Source organism: Thioalkalivibrio sp. XN279 (assembly GCF_011089885.1).
Taxonomy (GTDB): domain Bacteria; phylum Pseudomonadota; class Gammaproteobacteria; order Steroidobacterales; family XN24; genus XN24.
This window is the reverse complement of record NZ_JAANBD010000027.1, coordinates 101,918-119,958: the sequence shown is the minus strand read 5'-3', so window position 1 is coordinate 119,958 and position 18,041 is coordinate 101,918. Positions and strand designations below refer to the sequence as shown.

General features: G+C 70.8%; 21 protein-coding genes. 12 read left to right on the top strand and 9 right to left on the bottom strand.

The features are described from left to right. The first annotated feature begins 264 nt into the window (after window positions 1–264). Window positions 265–1,365: an iron-sulfur cluster carrier protein ApbC gene (gene apbC, locus G8346_RS07540; RefSeq protein ID WP_370520563.1), complete on the top strand. Its 1,101-nt coding sequence runs from the start codon at window positions 265–267 to the stop codon at window positions 1,363–1,365. Beyond that, complete coding sequence (gene dcd / locus G8346_RS07535; protein WP_166049820.1) at window positions 1,365–1,931, top strand: dCTP deaminase; 567 nt, start codon at window positions 1,365–1,367, stop codon at window positions 1,929–1,931. The genes apbC and dcd overlap by 1 nt, the downstream gene beginning before the upstream one ends. A gap of 12 nt (window positions 1,932–1,943) precedes the next feature. Here dcd and purN read toward each other — a convergent pair whose 3' ends face one another. Beyond that, entirely contained in the window at window positions 1,944–2,588 is a 645-nt protein-coding gene (gene purN, locus G8346_RS07530) for a phosphoribosylglycinamide formyltransferase (protein ID WP_166049818.1), read from the bottom strand. Then, window positions 2,588–3,616 (bottom strand): phosphoribosylformylglycinamidine cyclo-ligase, encoded by a 1,029-nt coding sequence (gene purM, locus G8346_RS07525; protein ID WP_166049816.1) that lies wholly within the window; start codon window positions 3,614–3,616, stop codon window positions 2,588–2,590. The genes purN and purM overlap by 1 nt, the downstream gene beginning before the upstream one ends. Window positions 3,617–3,702: 86 nt before the next feature. Here purM and G8346_RS07520 point away from each other — a divergent pair, with 86 nt between their 5' ends. Genes G8346_RS07520 through hda form a run of 3 tightly spaced genes read left to right on the top strand, consistent with a single transcriptional unit; the run spans window position 3,703 to window position 5,959 of the window. Then, window positions 3,703–4,722, top strand: a complete 1,020-nt coding sequence (locus G8346_RS07520; RefSeq protein WP_166049814.1) for a DUF2066 domain-containing protein — start codon at window positions 3,703–3,705, stop codon at window positions 4,720–4,722. Further along, window positions 4,719–5,267: a CDP-alcohol phosphatidyltransferase family protein gene (locus G8346_RS07515; RefSeq protein WP_166049813.1), complete on the top strand. Its 549-nt coding sequence runs from the start codon at window positions 4,719–4,721 to the stop codon at window positions 5,265–5,267. The genes G8346_RS07520 and G8346_RS07515 overlap by 4 nt, the downstream gene beginning before the upstream one ends. Further along, a complete protein-coding gene (gene hda, locus G8346_RS07510; protein ID WP_166049811.1) occupies window positions 5,267–5,959 on the top strand; it encodes a DnaA regulatory inactivator Hda in 693 nt (230 codons plus the stop codon). Before G8346_RS07515 ends, hda begins: the two co-directional genes overlap by 1 nt. On the opposite strand, the gene G8346_RS07505 is transcribed toward hda, so the two are convergent. From G8346_RS07505 to arsC, 3 genes are read right to left on the bottom strand one after another with little or no spacing between them, the layout of a single operon-like run. Continuing rightward, window positions 5,925–6,275, bottom strand: coding sequence for a DUF2069 domain-containing protein (locus tag G8346_RS07505; RefSeq protein ID WP_240901387.1), 351 nt, complete (start codon window positions 6,273–6,275; stop codon window positions 5,925–5,927). The genes hda and G8346_RS07505 overlap by 35 nt on opposite strands. Window positions 6,276–6,280: 5 nt before the next feature. Next, window positions 6,281–6,892 carry an NAD(P)H:quinone oxidoreductase gene (gene wrbA, locus G8346_RS07500; protein WP_166049807.1) on the bottom strand — a complete coding sequence of 204 codons (612 nt, stop codon included), beginning with the start codon at window positions 6,890–6,892 and terminating at the stop codon, window positions 6,281–6,283. Further along, window positions 6,889–7,239 carry an arsenate reductase (glutaredoxin) gene (gene arsC / locus G8346_RS07495; RefSeq protein WP_206202640.1) on the bottom strand — a complete coding sequence of 117 codons (351 nt, stop codon included), beginning with the start codon at window positions 7,237–7,239 and terminating at the stop codon, window positions 6,889–6,891. Before arsC ends, wrbA begins: the two co-directional genes overlap by 4 nt. Window positions 7,240–7,375: 136 nt before the next feature. Here arsC and G8346_RS07490 point away from each other — a divergent pair, with 136 nt between their 5' ends. Next, on the top strand, window positions 7,376–7,657 hold the full coding sequence (locus tag G8346_RS07490; RefSeq protein WP_166049805.1) for a DUF4398 domain-containing protein: 282 nt from the start codon (window positions 7,376–7,378) through the stop codon (window positions 7,655–7,657). Further along, window positions 7,593–7,940: an acylphosphatase gene (locus G8346_RS07485; RefSeq protein WP_166049802.1), complete on the top strand. Its 348-nt coding sequence runs from the start codon at window positions 7,593–7,595 to the stop codon at window positions 7,938–7,940. Before G8346_RS07490 ends, G8346_RS07485 begins: the two co-directional genes overlap by 65 nt. A gap of 25 nt (window positions 7,941–7,965) precedes the next feature. On the opposite strand, the gene G8346_RS07480 is transcribed toward G8346_RS07485, so the two are convergent. Next, complete coding sequence (locus G8346_RS07480) at window positions 7,966–8,532, bottom strand: lytic transglycosylase domain-containing protein (protein ID WP_166049801.1); 567 nt, start codon at window positions 8,530–8,532, stop codon at window positions 7,966–7,968. Beyond that, a complete protein-coding gene (locus tag G8346_RS07475; protein WP_166049799.1) occupies window positions 8,529–10,259 on the bottom strand; it encodes a proline--tRNA ligase in 1,731 nt (576 codons plus the stop codon). The genes G8346_RS07480 and G8346_RS07475 overlap by 4 nt, the downstream gene beginning before the upstream one ends. A gap of 114 nt (window positions 10,260–10,373) precedes the next feature. Here G8346_RS07475 and ilvC point away from each other — a divergent pair, with 114 nt between their 5' ends. From ilvC to G8346_RS07450, 5 genes are all read left to right on the top strand, one after another. Beyond that, a complete protein-coding gene (gene ilvC / locus G8346_RS07470) occupies window positions 10,374–11,366 on the top strand; it encodes a ketol-acid reductoisomerase (RefSeq protein WP_166050607.1) in 993 nt (330 codons plus the stop codon). A gap of 61 nt (window positions 11,367–11,427) precedes the next feature. Then, window positions 11,428–12,222 (top strand): phosphatidylcholine/phosphatidylserine synthase, encoded by a 795-nt coding sequence (locus G8346_RS07465; RefSeq protein WP_166049797.1) that lies wholly within the window; start codon window positions 11,428–11,430, stop codon window positions 12,220–12,222. Beyond that, on the top strand, window positions 12,197–12,943 hold the full coding sequence (locus G8346_RS07460) for a uracil-DNA glycosylase (RefSeq protein WP_370520562.1): 747 nt from the start codon (window positions 12,197–12,199) through the stop codon (window positions 12,941–12,943). The genes G8346_RS07465 and G8346_RS07460 overlap by 26 nt, the downstream gene beginning before the upstream one ends. Beyond that, window positions 12,940–13,404, top strand: a complete 465-nt coding sequence (gene rimI, locus G8346_RS07455) for a ribosomal protein S18-alanine N-acetyltransferase (protein WP_166049794.1) — start codon at window positions 12,940–12,942, stop codon at window positions 13,402–13,404. Before G8346_RS07460 ends, rimI begins: the two co-directional genes overlap by 4 nt. Before the next feature lie 64 nt (window positions 13,405–13,468). Next, a complete protein-coding gene (locus tag G8346_RS07450) occupies window positions 13,469–15,058 on the top strand; it encodes a peptide chain release factor 3 (protein WP_166049792.1) in 1,590 nt (529 codons plus the stop codon). 30 nt (window positions 15,059–15,088) lie between these two features. Here G8346_RS07450 and G8346_RS07445 read toward each other — a convergent pair whose 3' ends face one another. Further along, on the bottom strand, window positions 15,089–17,044 hold the full coding sequence (locus G8346_RS07445; RefSeq protein ID WP_166049790.1) for a DUF3488 and transglutaminase-like domain-containing protein: 1,956 nt from the start codon (window positions 17,042–17,044) through the stop codon (window positions 15,089–15,091). Then, window positions 17,037–18,011 carry a DUF58 domain-containing protein gene (locus tag G8346_RS07440; RefSeq protein ID WP_166049788.1) on the bottom strand — a complete coding sequence of 325 codons (975 nt, stop codon included), beginning with the start codon at window positions 18,009–18,011 and terminating at the stop codon, window positions 17,037–17,039. Before G8346_RS07440 ends, G8346_RS07445 begins: the two co-directional genes overlap by 8 nt. Between the last annotated feature and the right edge of the window lie 30 nt (window positions 18,012–18,041).

Sequence of the window (18,041 nt, the reverse complement as noted above, 5' to 3'; positions counted from 1 at the left end):
CGGCGCGCCGGGGGCGCGGTCGAGCTGCGCAGGCAGGGTCTGTGCTTTGGGCCTGAGGTCGATCAAGCAGTCTTTCCGGCTTCCACCAGCGGCATTCTAAGTCCCCGGGACCGCCGCGCGGAGCCTCGGCTCCACGGCATGCCCGGGGGGCTGCGAACCCCGTACAGTACACCGGGGACCGGCAACCGTCCAAGCCATGCTGCCCGCTCCCGCGCTGTCGGCTACAATGCGCGCCTCTCAACGGCAAGCAGGCAATCTGCGGGGATGCAAATGACCCAGGAAACCATCGAACGCGCGCGCGCGCTGCTGGCGGAGCGCGTTGATCCGGTTATCGAGCAGGACCTGGTCTCGGCCGGCGCCGTGACCGACCTCAGCCTGGCGGACGGCGAGCTGCGCGTGCGCCTGCGCCTCGGCTTTCCCGCGGATCGCTACGCCCGGGAGCTGGAACAGGAGTTCGGCGCGCTGATGGGCGGCTTGCCCGGGGTGTCGCGGGTGAAGGTCGAGGCCGAGTGGGGCGTGGAGACGCGGTCCGTGCAGCCGGGCCTGTCGCCCCTGCCCGGGATCCGCAACATCATCGCCGTGTCCTCCGGCAAGGGCGGGGTGGGCAAGTCCACCACCACGGTGAACCTGGCGCTGGCCCTGGCGGCGGAAGGCGCCAAGGTCGGCATCCTCGACGCGGACATCTACGGCCCGAGCCAGCCCCGCATGCTGGGGCTGTCCGGCCGGCGCCCCACCAGCGAGGACGGCAAGCGGATCCGCCCGCTCGATGCCTTCGGCGTGAAGTGCATGTCGATCGGCTTCCTCATCGACGAGGACCAGCCGATGATCTGGCGCGGGCCGATGGTGACCCAGGCCCTGCAGCAGCTGCTCGGCGACACCGACTGGGGCGACATCGACTACCTCATGGTGGACATGCCGCCGGGCACCGGCGACATCCAGCTGACGCTGTCGCAGCGCGTGCCGGTCAGCGGCGCGGTCATCGTCACGACACCGCAGGACATCGCCCTGCTCGATGCGCGCAAGGGGCTGCGCATGTACGAGAAGGTGAAGGTGCCGGTGCTCGGCATCGTGGAGAACATGAGCCTGCACGTGTGCTCAAACTGCGGCCACCAGGAGCCGATCTTCGGCACCGGCGGCGGCGAGCGCATGGCGGAGCAGTACGGCGTGCCGCTGCTGGGCAACCTGCCGCTGGACATCCACATCCGCGAGGAGGCCGACGCGGGCCAGCCCTCGGTGGTGGCGGACCCCGAAGGCCCCGCGGCGCGCGCCTATCTCGACATCGCGCGGCGCATGTGCGCCCGGCTGGCGGCGGGCGGCGCGCTTCCCGGCGCCAAGTTCCCCACCATCAGCTTCGAGGACGACTGATGAGCATCAAGTCCGACCGCTGGATCCGCCGCATGGCGGAGTCGCACGGCATGATCGAGCCTTTCGAGCCGGGCCAGGTGCGGGCGGTGGACGGCCGCAAGGTCGTCAGCTTCGGCACCTCCAGCTACGGCTATGACGTGCGCTGCGCGCCGGATTTCAAGATTTTCACCAACATCAACTCGGCGGTGGTCGACCCGAAGGCGTTCGACGCCTCCAGCTTCGTCGACGTCAGCGCCGACGTGTGCATCATCCCGCCCAATTCCTTCGCCCTGGCGCGCACGGTGGAGTACTTCCGCATCCCGCGCAGCGTCCTGACCATCTGCCTGGGAAAGAGCACGTACGCGCGCTGCGGCATCATCGTCAACGTGACGCCGCTGGAGCCGGAGTGGGAAGGGCACGTCACGCTGGAGTTCTCCAACACCACGCCGCTGCCGGCCAAGATCTATGCCAACGAGGGCGTGGCGCAGATGCTGTTCCTGGAGTCGGACGAGGTGTGCGAGACGTCCTACGCGGACCGCGGCGGCAAGTACCAGGGCCAGCGCGGGGTCACCCTGCCCAAGGCCTGAGGCGCCCCGCGCTCAGACCACCACCGGCCGGTGCAGCGGGCGGTCGTACAGCCAGGGCCGGCCTGCGCGCCACTGCAGCCAGCCCTCCGCCGCCCAGCGCACCACGCGCGGGTAAACATCGTGCTCCCGGGCCTGCACGCGCCGGGCCAGGCCCTCCGGGTCGTCACCCGGCAGTACCGGCAGGCGCGCCTGCAGGACCACCGGGCCGCCGTCGAGCTCTTCCGTGACGAAATGGATGCTGGTGCCGTGCATGCGGTCACCGGCCTCCAGGGCGCGGCGGTGGGTGTGCAGGCCGCGGTGCCGCGGCAGCAGCGAAGGATGGATGTTGAGCATGCGCCCTTCCCAGGCCCGCACCAGTTCTGGCGCCAGCACGCGCATGAAGCCCGCGAGCACGACGAGTTCCGCACCGGAATCCGCCAGCAGCGCGCCCAGTGCTTCATTCCAGGCGGCGCGATCGGCGCTGGCGCCGGGCGCCACCGCCTCGGCCCGTACGCCCGCGCGGCGCGCGCGTGCCAAGCCCTGGGCCTCTGGCCGATCCGAGGCCACGAGCCGGAAGTCCACCGGCAGGCGTCCCGCGGCGCGGGCGTCGAGCAGGGCCTGCAGGTTGCTGCCGTAGCCGGAAACGAGCACGGCGACGGGCAGCGCGGGGCGTGGCATCAGGCCAGCACCACCTTGCGCTCACCGGCCTCGATCCGCCCTGCGAGCCAGGCCTGCTCGCCGTGCGCCGCCAGCACTTCGATGGCGCGCTGCGCCTGTGCGGCCGGCAGCACCACGGCCATGCCGAGACCGCAGTTGAAGGTGCGGTAAAGCTCGGCGTCGGCGATCCCGCCCTCGGCCTGCAGCCAGTCGAACACCGCCGGACGTCGCCAGCTGCGTGTGTCGATCGTGGCGGTGGTGTTCTCGGGCAGCACCCGCGGCAGGTTCTCCGGCAGGCCGCCGCCGGTGATGTGCGCCATGGCATGCACCTCCACCTCGCCCAGCAGGGCCAGCAGCGGCTTGACGTAAATACGCGTCGGCGCCAGCAGTTGATCGAACAGGGAACGGCCCTCGAGGAGGGTGTCCGGGCCTGCACCGCTGCGCGCCAGGACCTTGCGGGCGAGCGAGTAGCCGTTCGAGTGCAGCCCGGAGGAGGCGATGCCGACGACGGCGTCGCCGGGGGCGACGCGGGCACCGTCGATGATGCGGTCATGCTCCACCACGCCGACGCAGAAGCCGGCCAGGTCGTATTCGCCGCCCTCGTAGAACCCGGGCAGCTCCGCCGTCTCGCCGCCGAGCAACGCCGCGCCCGCCTGGCGGCAGCCCGCGGCGATGCCCGCGATCACGCTGGCGGCGACGTCGACGTCGAGGCGCCCGGTGGCGTAGTAATCGAGGAAGAACAGCGGTTCCGCACCCTGCACGATGACGTCGTTTACGCACATCGCCACGAGGTCGATGCCGACCGTGTCGTGCCTGCCGGTCTCGATGGCCAGTTTCAGTTTCGTGCCCACGCCGTCCGTGCCCGCCACCAGTACCGGGCGCTGGTAACCGGCCGGAACCTCGAACAGCCCGCCGAAGCCGCCGATCCCGGACAGCACGCCGGGCCGATGGGTGGCCCGCACGGCGGGCTTGATGCGCTCGACCAGGGCGTTGCCCGCGTCTATGTCGACGCCGGCGTCCTTGTACGTCAGCGGAGTGTGATCGCTCATGGGAATGACATCCAGTTGCGGCCCCGGCCGGGGCGGTGGCGTGTTATTTTATCCGACGCTTCGACGCGAGGCAGGATACTCCGAAAGTGCGCCGCTTCATCCGTTTTCTTTCTCACGCGCCTGCGCTCGCGGGCGCAGCCCTGCTGCTGGCCGCCGGTCCCCTGCCGGCCGATCGCGTGGACGGCCTGTACGACGCCGAGGGCGTCTTCGAGGATGACCGCAGCGAGGCCTTCGCCGCTGCGCTCGGCCAGGTCCTGGTGCGCGTCACGGGGCGTCGCGACATCGCCGGCCGGGCCGAGGCCCGCGCCGTGCTGGACAACGCGGCAAGCTATGCGCAGCAGTTCCGTCAGCCGGCCCCCGGCAAGCTGTGGGTGGCATTCGATGGTGCGGCGCTGGAGCGCGCGCTTGGCGAAGCCGGGCTGCCGGTATGGGGTCAGGACCGGCCCGCCACCCTGCTGTGGGTGGCGGTCGACGCAGGCGGCGGGCGGCGTTTCGTGCTGTCTTCCGGCGCCGAATCCGAGGTCGAAACCCGCCTGCGCGACACGCTCCTCGCTGCCGCCGCGCGGCGGGGCATCCCGGTGATGTTCCCGCTCATGGATGCAGAGGACCGGGCGCGGGCCTCGTTCGCAGAGGTGTGGGGCGGGTTCGAGGATTCGATCCTGGCGGCGTCGGCGAGATACGGCGCTGACGCCGTGCTGGTGGGGCGCGTGGACGCGAGCGATCCCGGGTTCGCGCGCTGGACGCTGCTGGACGAGAGCGGGTCGCAGCGCTGGAGCGGCGGGCTCGAGGAGAGCGTCGACCGTGTCGCGGACTTGTTCGCCGCGCGGTTCGCCGTCGTGTCCTCGGGCGAGTCCGCCACCGTGCGCCTGGCAGTGGGCGGGATCGAGACCACGGCAGACTACGCCCGCGTGCTCCGTTTTCTCGAGCGTCTCACGGCAGTCGAGTCATGTTCGGTGGAGCGCGTGGAGGGGGAGGAGGTGCTGTTCAGGCTCACCCTGCGCGGCGACTCCGCGGCCCTGGAGGAGGCCATCGGGCTCGGGCGCGTCCTCTCTCGCGAGTCCCCTGTGCCGGGCGAGCCGGGCCTGCGCTACCGCGTGTCCCGATGAGGGCCCGCGACATCCCGAACCTGCTGTGCGTGCTGCGCATCCTGCTGACGCTGCCGGTGGGATGGGGCGTGGTCACCGGCCGCTACGAGCTGGCGCTGGTGTTGTTCTTCATCGCCGGCCTCACCGACGGCGTGGACGGTTTTCTCGCCAAGCGCTTCCATTGGCAGAGCCGCCTTGGCGGCATGCTCGATCCCGCGGCCGACAAGCTGCTGCTGGTGACCGGTTTCGTCACGCTCTGGCTGGCCGGGTACGTGCCGGACTGGCTGCTGGCGGCAGTGGTGGCCCGCGACCTGGTGATCGTGGCCGGCGCCGGACTGTATCACTGGCTCATCGGCGCCTTCGAGGCGGAGCCCACCGCCATCAGCAAGTTCAATTCCATGCTCCAGCTCAGCTACGTGATCCTGACCCTGGCGAAGCTGGCATTCGGCGTCCCGGCGCCGGCGATCATCGCCGCGCTGGGCTGGTGCGTGCTGGCGACCACGGTCACCAGCGGAGTCGATTACGTCGTGCGCTGGGGTGCGCGGGCGCGCGCTGCGGGCCGCTGATGCGCCAGCTTCCCCTGCCGGTGCGACTGCGGGACTTCGCGGTTTTCGACACCTTCGAGCCGGGACCGAACGGCGCGGTGGTGGCATGGCTGGCGGATCCCGGCCGGCCCGGGCCCGCGGCCTGGCTTTGGGGGCCGGAAGGGTGCGGCAAGAGCCACTTGCTGCAGGCCGCCTGCGCGGCGCGCCCCGGCGCAGCTTACCTGCCCGCGGCCGAGCTGCTGCCGGCCGGCCCCGACGCCCTGGCGGGATGGGAGGAGCGCGGCCTCGTCTGCATTGATGACGTCGATCGCCTGCTGGGCCGGCGCGACTGGGAACTGGCGCTGTTCGGCCTCTTCAACGCCTTGTGGGAGCGGCGGGGATGCCTGGTGGTGAGCGCTGCAGCGGCGCCGGCCACGCTCGCTTTCGAGTTGCCCGACCTGGCCTCTCGCCTGGCCTGGGGCGGAGTGTTCCATCTCCTGCCGCTGGACGACGAGGCTCGCGTCGCCGCGTTGCGCCGGCGGGCTGCGCATCGCGGCCTGGAGCTGCCGCAGGACGTGGCGCGCTACCTGATGAAGCGACTGCCGCGCGACATGCGCGCTTTGTGCGACTGGCTCGACCGCCTGGACACGGCCTCGCTGGCTGCGGGCCGGCGGCTGACCACGCCCTTCGTGCGCGAGGTCATCGCGAGCGAGCGTCGGGAGCCCCGCGCCTGATCCACCCCACCGCGGCGCCGAAGGCGAGCGTCGCCGAGAAGGCGCCGGCGCTGACCCAGCCGCGCGCGTCCGGATTGCCCACGGCGCCGACCAGGAACAGTGCGCCGTAGAAGGGCAGCAGCAGGCTCAACCAACGCGCTGTGCGCAGCCGCGCCAGCGCCAGGCCGCGCAGCCCGAGCAGCAGCGGCGCCAGCACCAGCAGCAGGATCGCCGTACCGGGCCAGCCGCTGGCGGCGGCCTGGGGCAACAGCCAGCCGGCCACACACACCACCGTGCCGGCCAGTGCGAGCAGGGCGACGGCCCTGGCGGTCGCCATGCGGTTCAACGCAGGCCGTCCCGGTGTCCGGCCAGCGCGATTGCCGCGACCGCGAGGCGGCGGCCGAGGGCGCGGGCCAGCGCCTGCTCGTGTTCATCGAGGCGGTTGCCGGCTGCGCTGGACGCCACGTGGGAGGGCCCGTAAGGCGTGCCGCCACTGCGGGTGTCGCTGAGCGGCTGCAGCGTGTACGGGAGCCCGAGCACCAGCGCGCCGTGGTGCAACAGGGGCACCATCATGGTGAGCAGCGTGCTTTCCTGGCCGCCGTGCTGCGTCGACGTCGAGGTGAACACGCCCGCGGGCTTGCCTGACAGCGCGCCCTCCAGCCACAGCTCACTGGTGCCGTCGAGGAAGTATTTCATTGGCGCCGCCATGTTGCCGAAGCGGGTCGGGCTGCCCATGGCCAGGGCGTCGCACTCCCTGAGGTCGGCCAGCGTGGCGTAAGGCGCGCCTTCCTCGGGTACCGGCGGGCTGGCCGCCCGGGTTTCCGGCGCCACCGGCGGCACGGTACGCAGTATGGCCTCGGCTCCGCTCACGCTCGCCACGCCGCGGGCGACCTGGCGCGCCAAGGCCGCCGTGCTGCCATGGCGGGAATAGAACAGCACCAGGACCCGCGTCACGGCAGGATCTCGAGCACGGCTTCCGGTGGCCGCCCGATGCGCGCCTTGCGCCCGCAGACGACGATGGGCCGTTCGAGCAGCCGCGGGTGGCTGGCGAGAGCGTCCAGCATCGCGTCCTCGCTGGTGCCGGGGCGGTCGAGCCCGAGGGCCTTGAACTCTTCTTCCTTGCGGCGCACCAGCGCACTCGCGGGCATGCCCAGCTTGCGCAGCAGCGACTGCAGGGTGGCGCGGTCCGGCGGGGACTTCAGGTATTCCACGATGCGCGGCTTGATGCCGCGCTCTTCAAGCAGCTCGAGTGTTTGCCGCGACTTTGAACAACGAGGATTATGATAGATCGTCACTGCCATGATTTGACTCCAGTTTTTTGCCCCTGGCACGTTCTGCCACAGCTTGACTCGCCAAAGCGGTGACTGCTAGTTTCTGCGCACGGCCAGTTGCTTGAGAGTGGCTTCACCTATGATCAACGCCCCCGGCGCAAGGAGCATGGCGGCGCGCCTGACGGCCGTGGCCGCGTTGCTGCTGCTGGCTGCATGCGCCGGCGCGCCGGTCCAGGAAATGAGCGACGCCCGCCAGGCCATCCAGGCGGCAGAGGAGGCCGGCGCCCGCGAGCATGCGCCCGGGGCCCTCAGCGACGCTCAACGGCTGCTCAGCAGCGCCGAACAGAAGCTGCAGATCAGAGCTTACTCGGGCGCGCGCCACGATGCGCGCGAGGCGCGCCGCCGCGCCGCCGAGGCCTTGCGCGCTTCCCAGGTCAACGAGAACTGAGGCGCGGGTGCTGGTCGCCCGGCGCTGCATCGTCACCGGTCTTGTCCAGGGCGTGTTCTTCCGTGCCAGCACCGCGCGGCGCGCCGGCGAACTGGGCGTGCGCGGGTATGCCTGCAACCTCCCCGACGGCACGGTGGAAGTCCTGGCCGTGGGGGCCGAGGACGCAGTGGAGGCCTTGTGCGCGTGGTTGCACCAGGGGCCGCCCGCGGCCCGGGTGGATGCCGTCAGCGTAGCGCCGGTCGCGTTGCCGCAGCCGTTGCCCGCCGGCTTCGCCACCGCGTGAGCCCGTGCCCCCGGGACGGCCGGGGTCAGTAGCGATACCACTTCGTGCTCAGCCGGTCGAAGACCCGGTCCGGATACCAGCGCTGGCCGCGGCTGCCGTTGTAGCGCGCCAGCGCCGCGCGCCGGTCGCCTTTTTCCTTCTCGAGGTAATAGGCCAGGATGCGGCAGCCGTAGAGCAGGTTGGTCTCGATATCGTGCAGGTTGTCGTCGGGACGCCCGATCTCTTCGCGCCAGAAGGGCATGACCTGCATCAGCCCGAGCGCGCCGGCGTAGGAAATCGCGTAGCGGTCGAAATTGCTCTCCACGTCGATCACGGCCATGACCAGCTCCGGCGGCAGCTCGAACATCTCGGCATGGCGGTGCACCAGCCTGAGAATGAGCATGCGCTCGTCCTCGTCGGGCACCTGGCGCGCCAGGCGCGCCGACATGTCGGTGAGCCAGACCTCGGCGTCGAAACGGTCGGCGAAGCTGTCGGCCATCTCCACCGCGCTGCGCAGGGCATCGCGCAGCTCCGGGTCGACCGGCGCCTCGGCGCGGTCCGCGCACACGGGCGCGCTGACGAGCAGGAGCAGCGCCGTGAGCAGCCGCCTCATGGCGTGTGCCGGGCGATTCCCTGGCGCACGCGCTCGACGAGGGCCTCGACGGCACCCTGCACGGGCAGCGCCTCGTTCTCTTCGCTGCGGCGCGCGCGGTATTCGAGCGTGCCTTCGTTGAGGCCGCGCTCGCCGACCACGACGCGGTGCGGGATGCCGAGCAGTTCCATGTCCGCGAACTTCACGCCCGGGCGCACGTCGCGGTCGTCCAGCAGGACCTCCACGCCGGCGGCCAGCAGCGCATCGTAGAGCGGTTCCACCGCCGCGCGCACGGCCTCGCTCTTGTGCAGGTTCATCGGCACAAGCGCAACCTGGAAGGGGGCGATGGTCTCCGGCCAGACGATGCCACGCTCGTCGAAGTGCTGCTCGATCGCGGCCGCCACCAGCCGGGTGACGCCGATACCGTAGCAGCCCATGCACATCGCCTGCTCGCGGCCGTCGGCGTCCAGCACCAATGCGCCCATGGACTCGCTGTACTTGCGGCCCAGCTGGAACACGTGGCCGACCTCGATGCCGCGTGCGATCTCCAGCGTGCCCTGGCCATCGGGGCTGGGGTCGCCAGCGACCACGTTGCGGATGTCCGCGGCCGCCGGCTCCGCCAGGTCGCGGCCCCAGTTGACGCCTGCCAGGTGGGTGTCGGCCTCGTTGGCGCCGCAGGTGAAATCGGCCGCGGCGAGCGCGGCGTGGTCGGCGTAGACCTGCAGCGCAAGACCGACCGGCCCGACGAAGCCCGGCTCGCATCCGGCAGCTGCGCGGACCTCCTCGGGGGTGGCCATGCGCAGCGGCGACGCCACGCCGGGCAGCTTTTCCGCCTTCACGGCATTCAGTTCGTGGTCGCCGCGAATGACCAGTGCCACCGCGCCGCCGTCCTCGCCCTGGACGATCAGCGTCTTCAGGCACTGTTCGGGGCCGATGCCGAGGAAGGCGGTCAGCTCGGCAATCGTGCGCACGCCCGGTGTGGCGATCCGCTCCATTTCCCGCGTCGCGACGGCGCGCGGCGCGGCCGGCGGCAGCGCGGGTGCAAGCTCGACATTGGCGGCATAAGCGGAGGTGTTGGAAAACGCGATCGCATCCTCGCCCGACTCCGCCAGCACGTGGAACTCGTGCGACAGGTTGCCGCCGATGCTGCCGGTGTCCGCTTCCACCGCGCGGTAGGCGAGGCCCAGCCGGTCGCAGACACGACCGTAGGCTGCGTACATTTTTTCGTAGGTTCGCCCGAGACAGGCCTCGTCGAGGTGGAAGGAGTACGCGTCCTTCATGATGAACTCGCGCGAGCGCATGACGCCGAAGCGCGGGCGGATCTCGTCACGGAACTTGGACTGGATCTGGTACCAGTTGATGGGCAGCTGCTTGTAGCTTTTCAGCTCGCGCCGGGCCAGGTCGGTGATCACCTCTTCATGGGTCGGGCCGAGGCAGAAGTCGCGCTGGTGACGGTCCTTGAGCCGCAGCAGCTCGGGACCAAAGTGGTCCCAGCGGCCCGATTCGCACCACAGCTCGGCCGGCTGCACCATGGGCATGAGCATTTCCTGGGCGCCGGCGCGGTTCATCTCCGCGCGCACGATGGCCTCGACCTTGCGCAGCACCCGCACGCCGAGCGGCAGCCAGGTGTAGAGGCCCGAGGCGAGCTGGCGGATCAGCCCCGCGCGCAGCATCAGCTGGTGGCTGACGATTTCCGCGCCGGCGGGGACTTCCTTTAGAGTGTTGAGCGGGAACTCGGAGAGGCGCATCAGGATGCCTTTGCTGTTACGTACGGATCGGCGGCCGGCAGCCCGGCCACGAAGGCTGCATTCTAAAGGCCGGCCCGGCTGCCGGTACAGTTCGGCGCAGGGCGGCCGGTGAGCATGGCGCCGCTGTCGCCTGACAGGCTCGACCCGGCGGCGTTGGACGGGCGCCGCGTCGCGGTGCTCGGTTTCGGCGCCCAGGGCCGGGCCCAGGCGCTGAACCTGCGTGATTCCGGGATCGATGTCGTGGTGGGTTTGCGGGACGCCTCGCCGCACCGCGCCGAGTGCGCCCGCGAGGGGCTGGAAGTACTGGACCCCGCCGCCGCGGCGCGCGCCTGCGATGTGTGCGCCATGCTGGTTCCCGACGAGGTCCAGCCGCGCCTGTACGCGGAAACGCTGGCGCCCGCGCTCAGGCCGGGCAGCGCGTTGCTGTTCGCGCACGGTTACAACATCCACTACCGCAAGCTGCTGCCGCGCGCCGATCTCGACGTGGTCATGGTGGCGCCGCTGGGCATCGGCGAGCAGGTGCGCCGCCAGTACGAACTCGGGCGCGGCGTGCCGGCATTGCTGGCGGTGCACCAGGACGCCAGCGGGCAGGCCGCGGCCGTGGCGGGCGCCTATGCCACGGCCGACGGGCATGCCCGCGCGGCGGTGTTCCAGACCACGTTCAGCGCCGAGACGGAGACCGATCTCTTCGCCGAGCAGGCCGTGCTGTGCGGCGGGCTCGGCCAGCTCATCACCGCCGCCTTCGAAACCCTCACTGAGGCCGGCTATCCGGAGGAACTGGCTTATTTCTGCTGCCTGCACGAGGTGCAGCTCATCGCCGGCCTGGTGCAGAGCCGCGGCATCGCCGGCATGCGGCGCTCCATCTCCAGTACCGCCGCCTACGGCGACGCCAGCCGCGGTCCGCGCGTGATCGGCGCGCAGAGTCGCCAGGCGATGCGCGAAATGCTGGCGGAGATTCGCGACGGGCGCTTTGCCGCCGAGCTCGGCGCCGAGATGGCGCGTGGCGCACCGACCCTGGCTGCATGGCGCAAAGCGGCCGAGGAACACCCGATCGAGGCGGTCGGGGCGCGCCTGCGCGCGCTCATGCCCTGGCTGGAGCAGGGCTGAGCGCTGGAAATCCGGGGCTCGAAATGAGTAAATGTCGGGTCCATACAGCCCGCGACATCCCATGGACGACTCCCGCCCGCCACGCAAGGGCATCTACATCCTGCCCAACCTGATCACCACCGGCGCCCTGTTCGCCGGCTTCGCCGCCGTGGTCACGGCCATGGACGGCAATTTCGTCACCGCCGCGATCGCCATCTACATCGCCGGCGCGCTGGACGGTATGGACGGGCGGGTAGCGCGCATGACCAGCACCGAGAGCGAGTTCGGCAAGCAGTACGACAGCCTCGCCGACATGGTGTCCTTCGGCCTGGCGCCGGCCCTGGTGTTCTATTCCTGGGGCGCGCGGCAGCTGCAGGAACTCGGCTGGCTGTGGGGCAAGCTGGGCTGGCTGGTGGCTTTCTTCTTTGCCGTGGCGGCAGCGATGCGCCTGGCGCGCTTCAACTCCCGCTCCGGCAGCGCAGACAAGCGCTATTTCGAAGGTCTGCCGAGCCCGTCCGCGGCGGCGCTGGTGGCCGGCCTGGTATGGCTGAGCACCGTGCTGGAAGCCTCGGGTGCCTTCACGATGATCGTCGCGCTGGTGATTACGGCCGGGGCCGGCGGGCTGATGGTGAGCCGTTTCGCCTTCTACAGCGGCAAGGACTTCAACCTCGGCGGACGCATCCCCTTCGGCTACGCCCTGCTCATACCGGCCATTTTCATTCTCATCAGCCTCAATCCGCCCACGGTGCTGTTCCTGCTCTTCCTCGGCTACGCCCTGTCGGCGCCCGCGCTCGCCGCATGGCGCTGGAGCCGGCGCCGGCGCCGCCGGCTGGCGCGGCAGGAGGCGAGTGATGCCGAGGGGCCGGAGTCGGACTGAGGTGGACCCGCGCCGCATCGCCTGCCTGCATGCCATGGGGTTCCCGGCCTGGGCACGGCGGCCGGGCAGCGTCCTGCCGGGTGCGCCCCCGGAACTGCGGGACACGACGCCCGCGACACGGGCGCCGGCGGCCGAGGACGCCGGGTCCGATGCTGAGGTCGGGAGCCTGGAGTGGGACGCGCTCGAAGCCCGGGTCAGCGCCTGCGTCCTGTGCCCGCTGCATGCCGGGCGCAGCCGGACGGTATTCGGTGTCGGCAACCGCAAGGCCGAGTGGCTGGTGATCGGCGAGGCCCCCGGCGCCGAAGAGGATCGCCGCGGCGAGCCTTTTGTCGGCCGGGCGGGCAAGCTGCTGGACGCCATGCTGGCCGCCGCGGGACATGCGCGCAGCCAGGTCTATATCGCCAACGTGGTGAAGTGCCGACCGCCGGAAAACCGTGATCCGCAGCCCGAGGAGGCTGCGTGCTGCGCGCCCTACCTTGACCGGCAGATCGCCTTGCTGCGACCGAAAATCATCCTGGCCGTGGGTCGTGTCGCCGCACAGCGGCTGCTGCAAACCGATGCGCCGGTCGGACGCTTGCGCGGCAAGATCCATCGTCACGAGCCCTCCGGCACGCCGCTGGTGGTGACCTGGCACCCCGCCTACCTGCTGCGCCGCCCCGAGGCGAAGGCAGAGGCCTGGCGGGACCTGGTGCTGGCCATGGCGGCGGCGGAGGGGGCATGAGCGCGGCCGTCGAGCCGGCGGTGCCGCGCATGCGCCGGATGACCGAGGCCGACCTCGAGGCGGTCTGGGACATCGAGCAGCGGGCCTACGTCTATCCTTGGTCGCGCGGGATTTTCATCGATTGCCTGCGGGTGCCCTACGAGTGCGACGTGGTGGAGCAGGACGGCCGCGTGCTCGGCTACACCATCGTGTCCATGGCCGCCGACGAGGCGCATCTCCTCAACCTGTGTCTCGATCCGCAGGCCCAGGGGCAGGGCCTGGGACGCTTCATGCTGGAGCACGTGCTGGAAACGGCGCAGGCGCAGAAGGCACGCGTGATTTACCTCGAGGTCCGCCCCTCCAACAAGCGGGCCATAGAGCTGTACCTGCGCAACGGGTTCCGGCGTATCGGCGTGCGCCCGCGCTATTACCGCAGCGGTGACGGGCGCGAGGATGCGCTGGTGCTGGCGCGCACGCCCTGAGGGCGCTTCCTGCTAGAATGCCGCGCCCTGTCAACCCCGGCGGCCGGACGGCCGCAACTGTCACATGAGCTCACTACCCCCCGAAGTCGCGCGGCGACGCACCTTCGCCATCATTTCGCATCCGGACGCGGGCAAGACCACGCTGACGGAAAAGCTCTTGCTGTTCGGCGGCGCGATCCAGATGGCCGGTTCCGTCAAGGGTCGCAAGGCCGAGCGCCACGCCACCTCCGACTGGATGGCGCTGGAGCAGCAGCGCGGAATCTCGGTGACCTCGTCAGTGATGCAGTTTCCCTACCGGGAGCGGGTCATCAACCTGCTCGACACGCCGGGCCACGCCGACTTCTCCGAGGACACCTACCGCACCCTCACCGCGGTGGACTCCGCGCTGATGGTGATCGACGCCGCCAAGGGCGTGGAGGAGCGCACCATCAAGCTGATGGAGGTGTGCCGGCTGCGCACCACGCCGATCATCAGCTTCATCAACAAGCTCGACCGCGACGGGCGCGAGCCGCTGGAACTGCTGGACGAGATCGAGCGCGTGCTGAAGATCCGCTGTACGCCGGTGACCTGGCCGATCGGCATGGGACGCGACTTCCGCGGCGTCTACCATTTCCTGCAGGACCGCATTTACGTCTATCGCGAGGCCGCGAAGGGCGCGGCGGGTCATACCGACGTCATCGAGGGGCTGGACTCCCCGGCCGCCGAGGCCCTGCTGGGGAGTAGCGCGGACGGTTTCCGCGAGGAGGTCGAGCTGGTGCGCGAGGCCTGCGACGACTTCGATCTCGACGCCTATCTCGGCGGCCTGCAGACACCGGTGTTCTTCGGTTCGGCCATCAGCAACTTCGGCGTGCGCGAACTGCTGGACGGGTTCATCGAGTGGGCGCCGCCGCCCATGCACCGGCCCACCACCACGCGGGAGGTCGACGCGGGCGAGCCTGCGCTCACCGGCTTCGTGTTCAAGATCCAGGCGAACATGGATCCGGCCCATCGCGACCGCATCGCGTTCTTCCGCATCTGTTCCGGGCACTACACGCGGGGCATGAAGCTGCGCCACGTGCGCCTCGGCCGCGACGTGCGTATCGCCGACGCGCTGACCTTCATGGCCTCGGACCGCGAGCGTGCGGAAGAGGCCTGGGCGGGGGACATCCTCGGCCTGCACAACCACGGCACCATCAACATCGGCGACACCTTCACCGAGGGCGAGGAGCTCACCTTCACCGGTATCCCGAACTTCGCCCCGGAATTGTTCCGGCGCGCCGTGCTCGGCGACCCGCTGCGCGCCAAGGCGCTGCACAAGGGGCTCGACCAGCTGTGCGAAGAGGGTGCCACCCAGCTGTTCCGGCCGATGCGCAACAACGACGTCATTCTCGGCGCCGTCGGCCCGCTGCAGTTCGACGTCGTGGCCTGGCGCCTGAAGGAGGAATACGGCGTCGAGTGCCGCTTCGAGAACATCAACGTGGCCACGGCGCGCTGGGTGTACGCCGACGACGCCAGGCGGCTGGAAGAGTTTCGCAACAAGGCGGCGGAGCACCTCGCGGTGGACCACGCCGGGGCGCTGGTCTATGTCGCGCCGTCGCGCGTCAACCTGCAGCTGACCCAGGAGCGCTGGCCGGAAATCCGCTTCATGCCGACGCGGGAGCACTTCGCCGCCTGACGGGGGCCGTCACCCGCGCCGTCCCTGGCCTCAGGTGCGCAGGCGCCGCAGCTCCAGCCGCAACAACGACAGCAGCGCCTCGTCGCCGCCGCGCGGCTCGTAACGCAAGGCCAGGTAGAGGCGCGTGATGCGCTCTGCGGCCGGCGCCAGCGCGGGGCGCTGGGCGGCGATGCGCGCGGCGAAGTCTTGCGGGCCTTCCTGCGGCCGGCGCTCCAGGCTCGCCTTCGCCATGCGGCGGCAGAACTCGCGGTAGAGACGCACCACCTCGGGTTCCGGCGGCGGTCGCAGCCGCCAGGCCAGCCACAGCGTCAGGCTGCCCATGATGAGGGCGACCAGCACCACCAGGCCGACCACCAGGGCACGCCAGTCCGCGTTGGGCAGGCCGAGCCGCGCCAGCAGCGCGAGCTGCCGCTCCGGGCCGTAGCCCAGCACCCAGTCAGTCCACATGCTGTTCAGCGCGTCCCAGCCCTGGCTCAAAGTCCGCACGCCGTACAGCTCGCGCAAGGCAGCGCCTGGGACCCGTTCGCCCGCCGGCAGGGCTTCGCCCAGCCCCTGCTCGACGCGCTCCGGGGCGATGGCGCCGGTTGGGTCGACGCGCACCCAGCCGCGGCCCTCCAGCCAGACCTCGGACCAGGCGTGGGCATCCGACTGGCGCACCACCAGGCGCCCGCCGATAGGGTTGATCTCGCCCCCCTGGTAGCCGGTCACGACGCGGGCCGGAATGCCTGCGGCGCGGGCCATCATGGTGAACGCCGAGGCGTAGTGTTCGCAGAAGCCCCGCCGGGTGCGAAACAGGAACTCGTCCACCGGGTGCGTCGAGGTGAGCGCAGGCGGCTGCAAGGTGTAGACGAAGGGCTCGTTGCGGAAATGCGCCAGCACCGCGTCCACGAATGCCTGGTCCGATCCTGCCGACGCCCGCAGCGACTGCGCCATTTCCGCTGTGCGTGGATTTCGGTCCTGCGGCAATTGCAGGCCGCGGAAGCGGGCCAGCGGCTTGAGCTCAGGTTCCACCAGGGCGTCCGGCCAGGATTCGACGTCGATGGCCTTCACGCTGTCCACCGGCCGCCGCGACACCAGCTGGAACTCGTGCGTGAGGAATGCGTCGCTGTCCGCCCAGTCACCCGGGAAGTCCATGCCCAGCAGCCAGGCCCGGCCGTGCGGCTCGAGCGTGATGCGGTAGCGGTACGAGGCGCCACGCAGTTCCACCTGCTGGCTGAGGCGTGGCAGCCGCTCCAGGTCCGACCAGGTCCAGCCGTCGAAACGCTCCAACACCGGGCCGCGCCAGTAACGCTGGGACGGTGGTGGCAGCGGCCCGTCGAAGCTGGCCCGGAACGCGACTTCGTCCGACTGGATCAGGTTCGAGATCGTGCCAGGCGACATCTCGTCGGACAGGCCAGAAACCCCCGCATCGCCGCGCGAGGGCAGCGCCCAGAACGGCCCGGGGACGCGCGGGAACAGCAGGAACAGCACCAGCGCCACCGGGACCGCGAAGGCCAGCATGCGCAGCACCATGGCGCTCGCGGTGCGCCAGGGCAGCGGCGCGCCCACGCGCACGCCCTGCAACAACGCCAGCGTGATGACCGCGACGCCGAGCGCCAGCCACGGCAGGCTCCAGATGGGCTGGTCGTAGAGCAGCTGCATCATGACGATGAAATAGCCGATGAAGGCGAGCACCTGGATGTCGCGGCGACTGCGGGTCTCGAGCAGCTTCATCGCGCCCATCACGACCAGCAGCGCGCCGCCCGCCTCGAGCCCGTTCAGGGTGCGATAGGTGAACAGCACGCCGACGACGCAGGCGCCGGCGAGGGCGAGGCGCAGCCACGACGGCGGCAGGCGCCAGCCATGCCGCTGCATCGCCAGGCGCCACGCCGCGGCAGCGACGAACACCAGCGTGATCCATGGCGGCAGCCGGGGTACCGCGGGCGCCAGCGCCAGCGCCAGCGCAGCGAGCATCCAGCCGAGACGCAGCGCCGTGGGATCAGCCATCCGCCGGGCCCGCGCCGCCGGGGTAGAGTGCCAGCGCGGCGAGACAGCGATGGCGATGGGCCGGCCCGATCGCCGGCGCGATGACCGTGCCCGGGAGGCGCAGCCCGAAAGCCCCGCCGCCCGCATGCGCATCCAGCACCCAGCGGCACAGCACCGACAGCCGCTCCTCGTCGCTCAGCGGCGGCAGGCTGTGCCAGTCCAGCCACGCGCTGCCGCGGGCGCTGCCGGCAAATTGCTTCACCGGCAGTTCACCGCCCCGTGCAGCCGCCTTCCAGGCGATGCGGCGCGGCGAGTCGCCGCTGCGGAACGCGCGCAGCCCGGCAAAGTCGTCCTCGCCCTGGTGTTCGTTCCAGCGGCCCTCGGCGTCTTCCGGACCACCGCTGGGAGGCGCTGGCGCATGGCGGGCCGGTACCGGATAAACCACGGTCTGGCACTCGGGATGAATCCACGCCCAGGCGCGGAACAGGCCGAAGGGGAATGCGGTGCTGACCCGGATGCGCTCGACCCGCAGCCGCCCGCGCCGCGTGGTGGGCAGCTCGATGTGCACCTCGCCAGTGCGCAGGGGCGCCAGGTCGAGCGCGGCCGAACGCGCCCCTGCACATTCACTCTCGAGATCGTGGCGGGGCCCGGAGCCGGTATTTTCCAGCGTCATTTCGAGGCGGGCGGGGCTGCCGGCGAAGGCCGGGCGCAGATGCAGGCCGCGCGCCACCAGGCCGCTGAGATTCTGGTGGCACCAGTGCATGGTCACCAGGCCGAGCCCGGCGAGCAGGAACGTCAGCATGAAGCCCATGCTGTTGTTGTAGTTCATCGACGCCAGCAACATGCCGAACAGGCTGAGGCCATAGCCTGCGCCCAGCGCCGTGGGCAGGATGTAGATGCGCTGGCGATGCAGGCTTACCGGGTCGGGGTCGGGACCCTGCCGCCGCCGCGCCCAGTTCGCCGCCAGGCGCGCGAGGCGGTTGCGCACGCGGCTGCCGGCGGCGCGGGCCGCCGGTGC

Bases quoted from the DNA above. Each gene is read 5' to 3' on its own strand.
- apbC (WP_370520563.1), top strand. From the start codon at position 265: ATGCAAATGACCCAGGAAACCATCGAACGCGCGCGCGCGCTGCTGGCG.
- dcd (WP_166049820.1), top strand. From the start codon at position 1,365: ATGAGCATCAAGTCCGACCGCTGGATCCGCCGCATGGCGGAGTCGCAC.
- purN (WP_166049818.1), bottom strand. From the start codon at position 2,588: ATGCCACGCCCCGCGCTGCCCGTCGCCGTGCTCGTTTCCGGCTACGGC.
- purM (WP_166049816.1), bottom strand. From the start codon at position 3,616: ATGAGCGATCACACTCCGCTGACGTACAAGGACGCCGGCGTCGACATA.
- G8346_RS07515 (WP_166049813.1), top strand. From the start codon at position 4,719: ATGAGGGCCCGCGACATCCCGAACCTGCTGTGCGTGCTGCGCATCCTG.
- hda (WP_166049811.1), top strand. From the start codon at position 5,267: ATGCGCCAGCTTCCCCTGCCGGTGCGACTGCGGGACTTCGCGGTTTTC.
- G8346_RS07505 (WP_240901387.1), bottom strand. From the start codon at position 6,275: ATGGCGACCGCCAGGGCCGTCGCCCTGCTCGCACTGGCCGGCACGGTG.
- arsC (WP_206202640.1), bottom strand. From the start codon at position 7,239: ATGGCAGTGACGATCTATCATAATCCTCGTTGTTCAAAGTCGCGGCAA.
- G8346_RS07490 (WP_166049805.1), top strand. From the start codon at position 7,376: ATGGCGGCGCGCCTGACGGCCGTGGCCGCGTTGCTGCTGCTGGCTGCA.
- G8346_RS07485 (WP_166049802.1), top strand. From the start codon at position 7,593: ATGCGCGCGAGGCGCGCCGCCGCGCCGCCGAGGCCTTGCGCGCTTCCC.
- G8346_RS07480 (WP_166049801.1), bottom strand. From the start codon at position 8,532: ATGAGGCGGCTGCTCACGGCGCTGCTCCTGCTCGTCAGCGCGCCCGTG.
- G8346_RS07475 (WP_166049799.1), bottom strand. From the start codon at position 10,259: ATGCGCCTCTCCGAGTTCCCGCTCAACACTCTAAAGGAAGTCCCCGCC.
- ilvC (WP_166050607.1), top strand. From the start codon at position 10,374: ATGGCGCCGCTGTCGCCTGACAGGCTCGACCCGGCGGCGTTGGACGGG.
- G8346_RS07465 (WP_166049797.1), top strand. From the start codon at position 11,428: ATGGACGACTCCCGCCCGCCACGCAAGGGCATCTACATCCTGCCCAAC.
- G8346_RS07460 (WP_370520562.1), top strand. From the start codon at position 12,197: ATGCCGAGGGGCCGGAGTCGGACTGAGGTGGACCCGCGCCGCATCGCC.
- rimI (WP_166049794.1), top strand. From the start codon at position 12,940: ATGAGCGCGGCCGTCGAGCCGGCGGTGCCGCGCATGCGCCGGATGACC.
- G8346_RS07450 (WP_166049792.1), top strand. From the start codon at position 13,469: ATGAGCTCACTACCCCCCGAAGTCGCGCGGCGACGCACCTTCGCCATC.
- G8346_RS07445 (WP_166049790.1), bottom strand. From the start codon at position 17,044: ATGGCTGATCCCACGGCGCTGCGTCTCGGCTGGATGCTCGCTGCGCTG.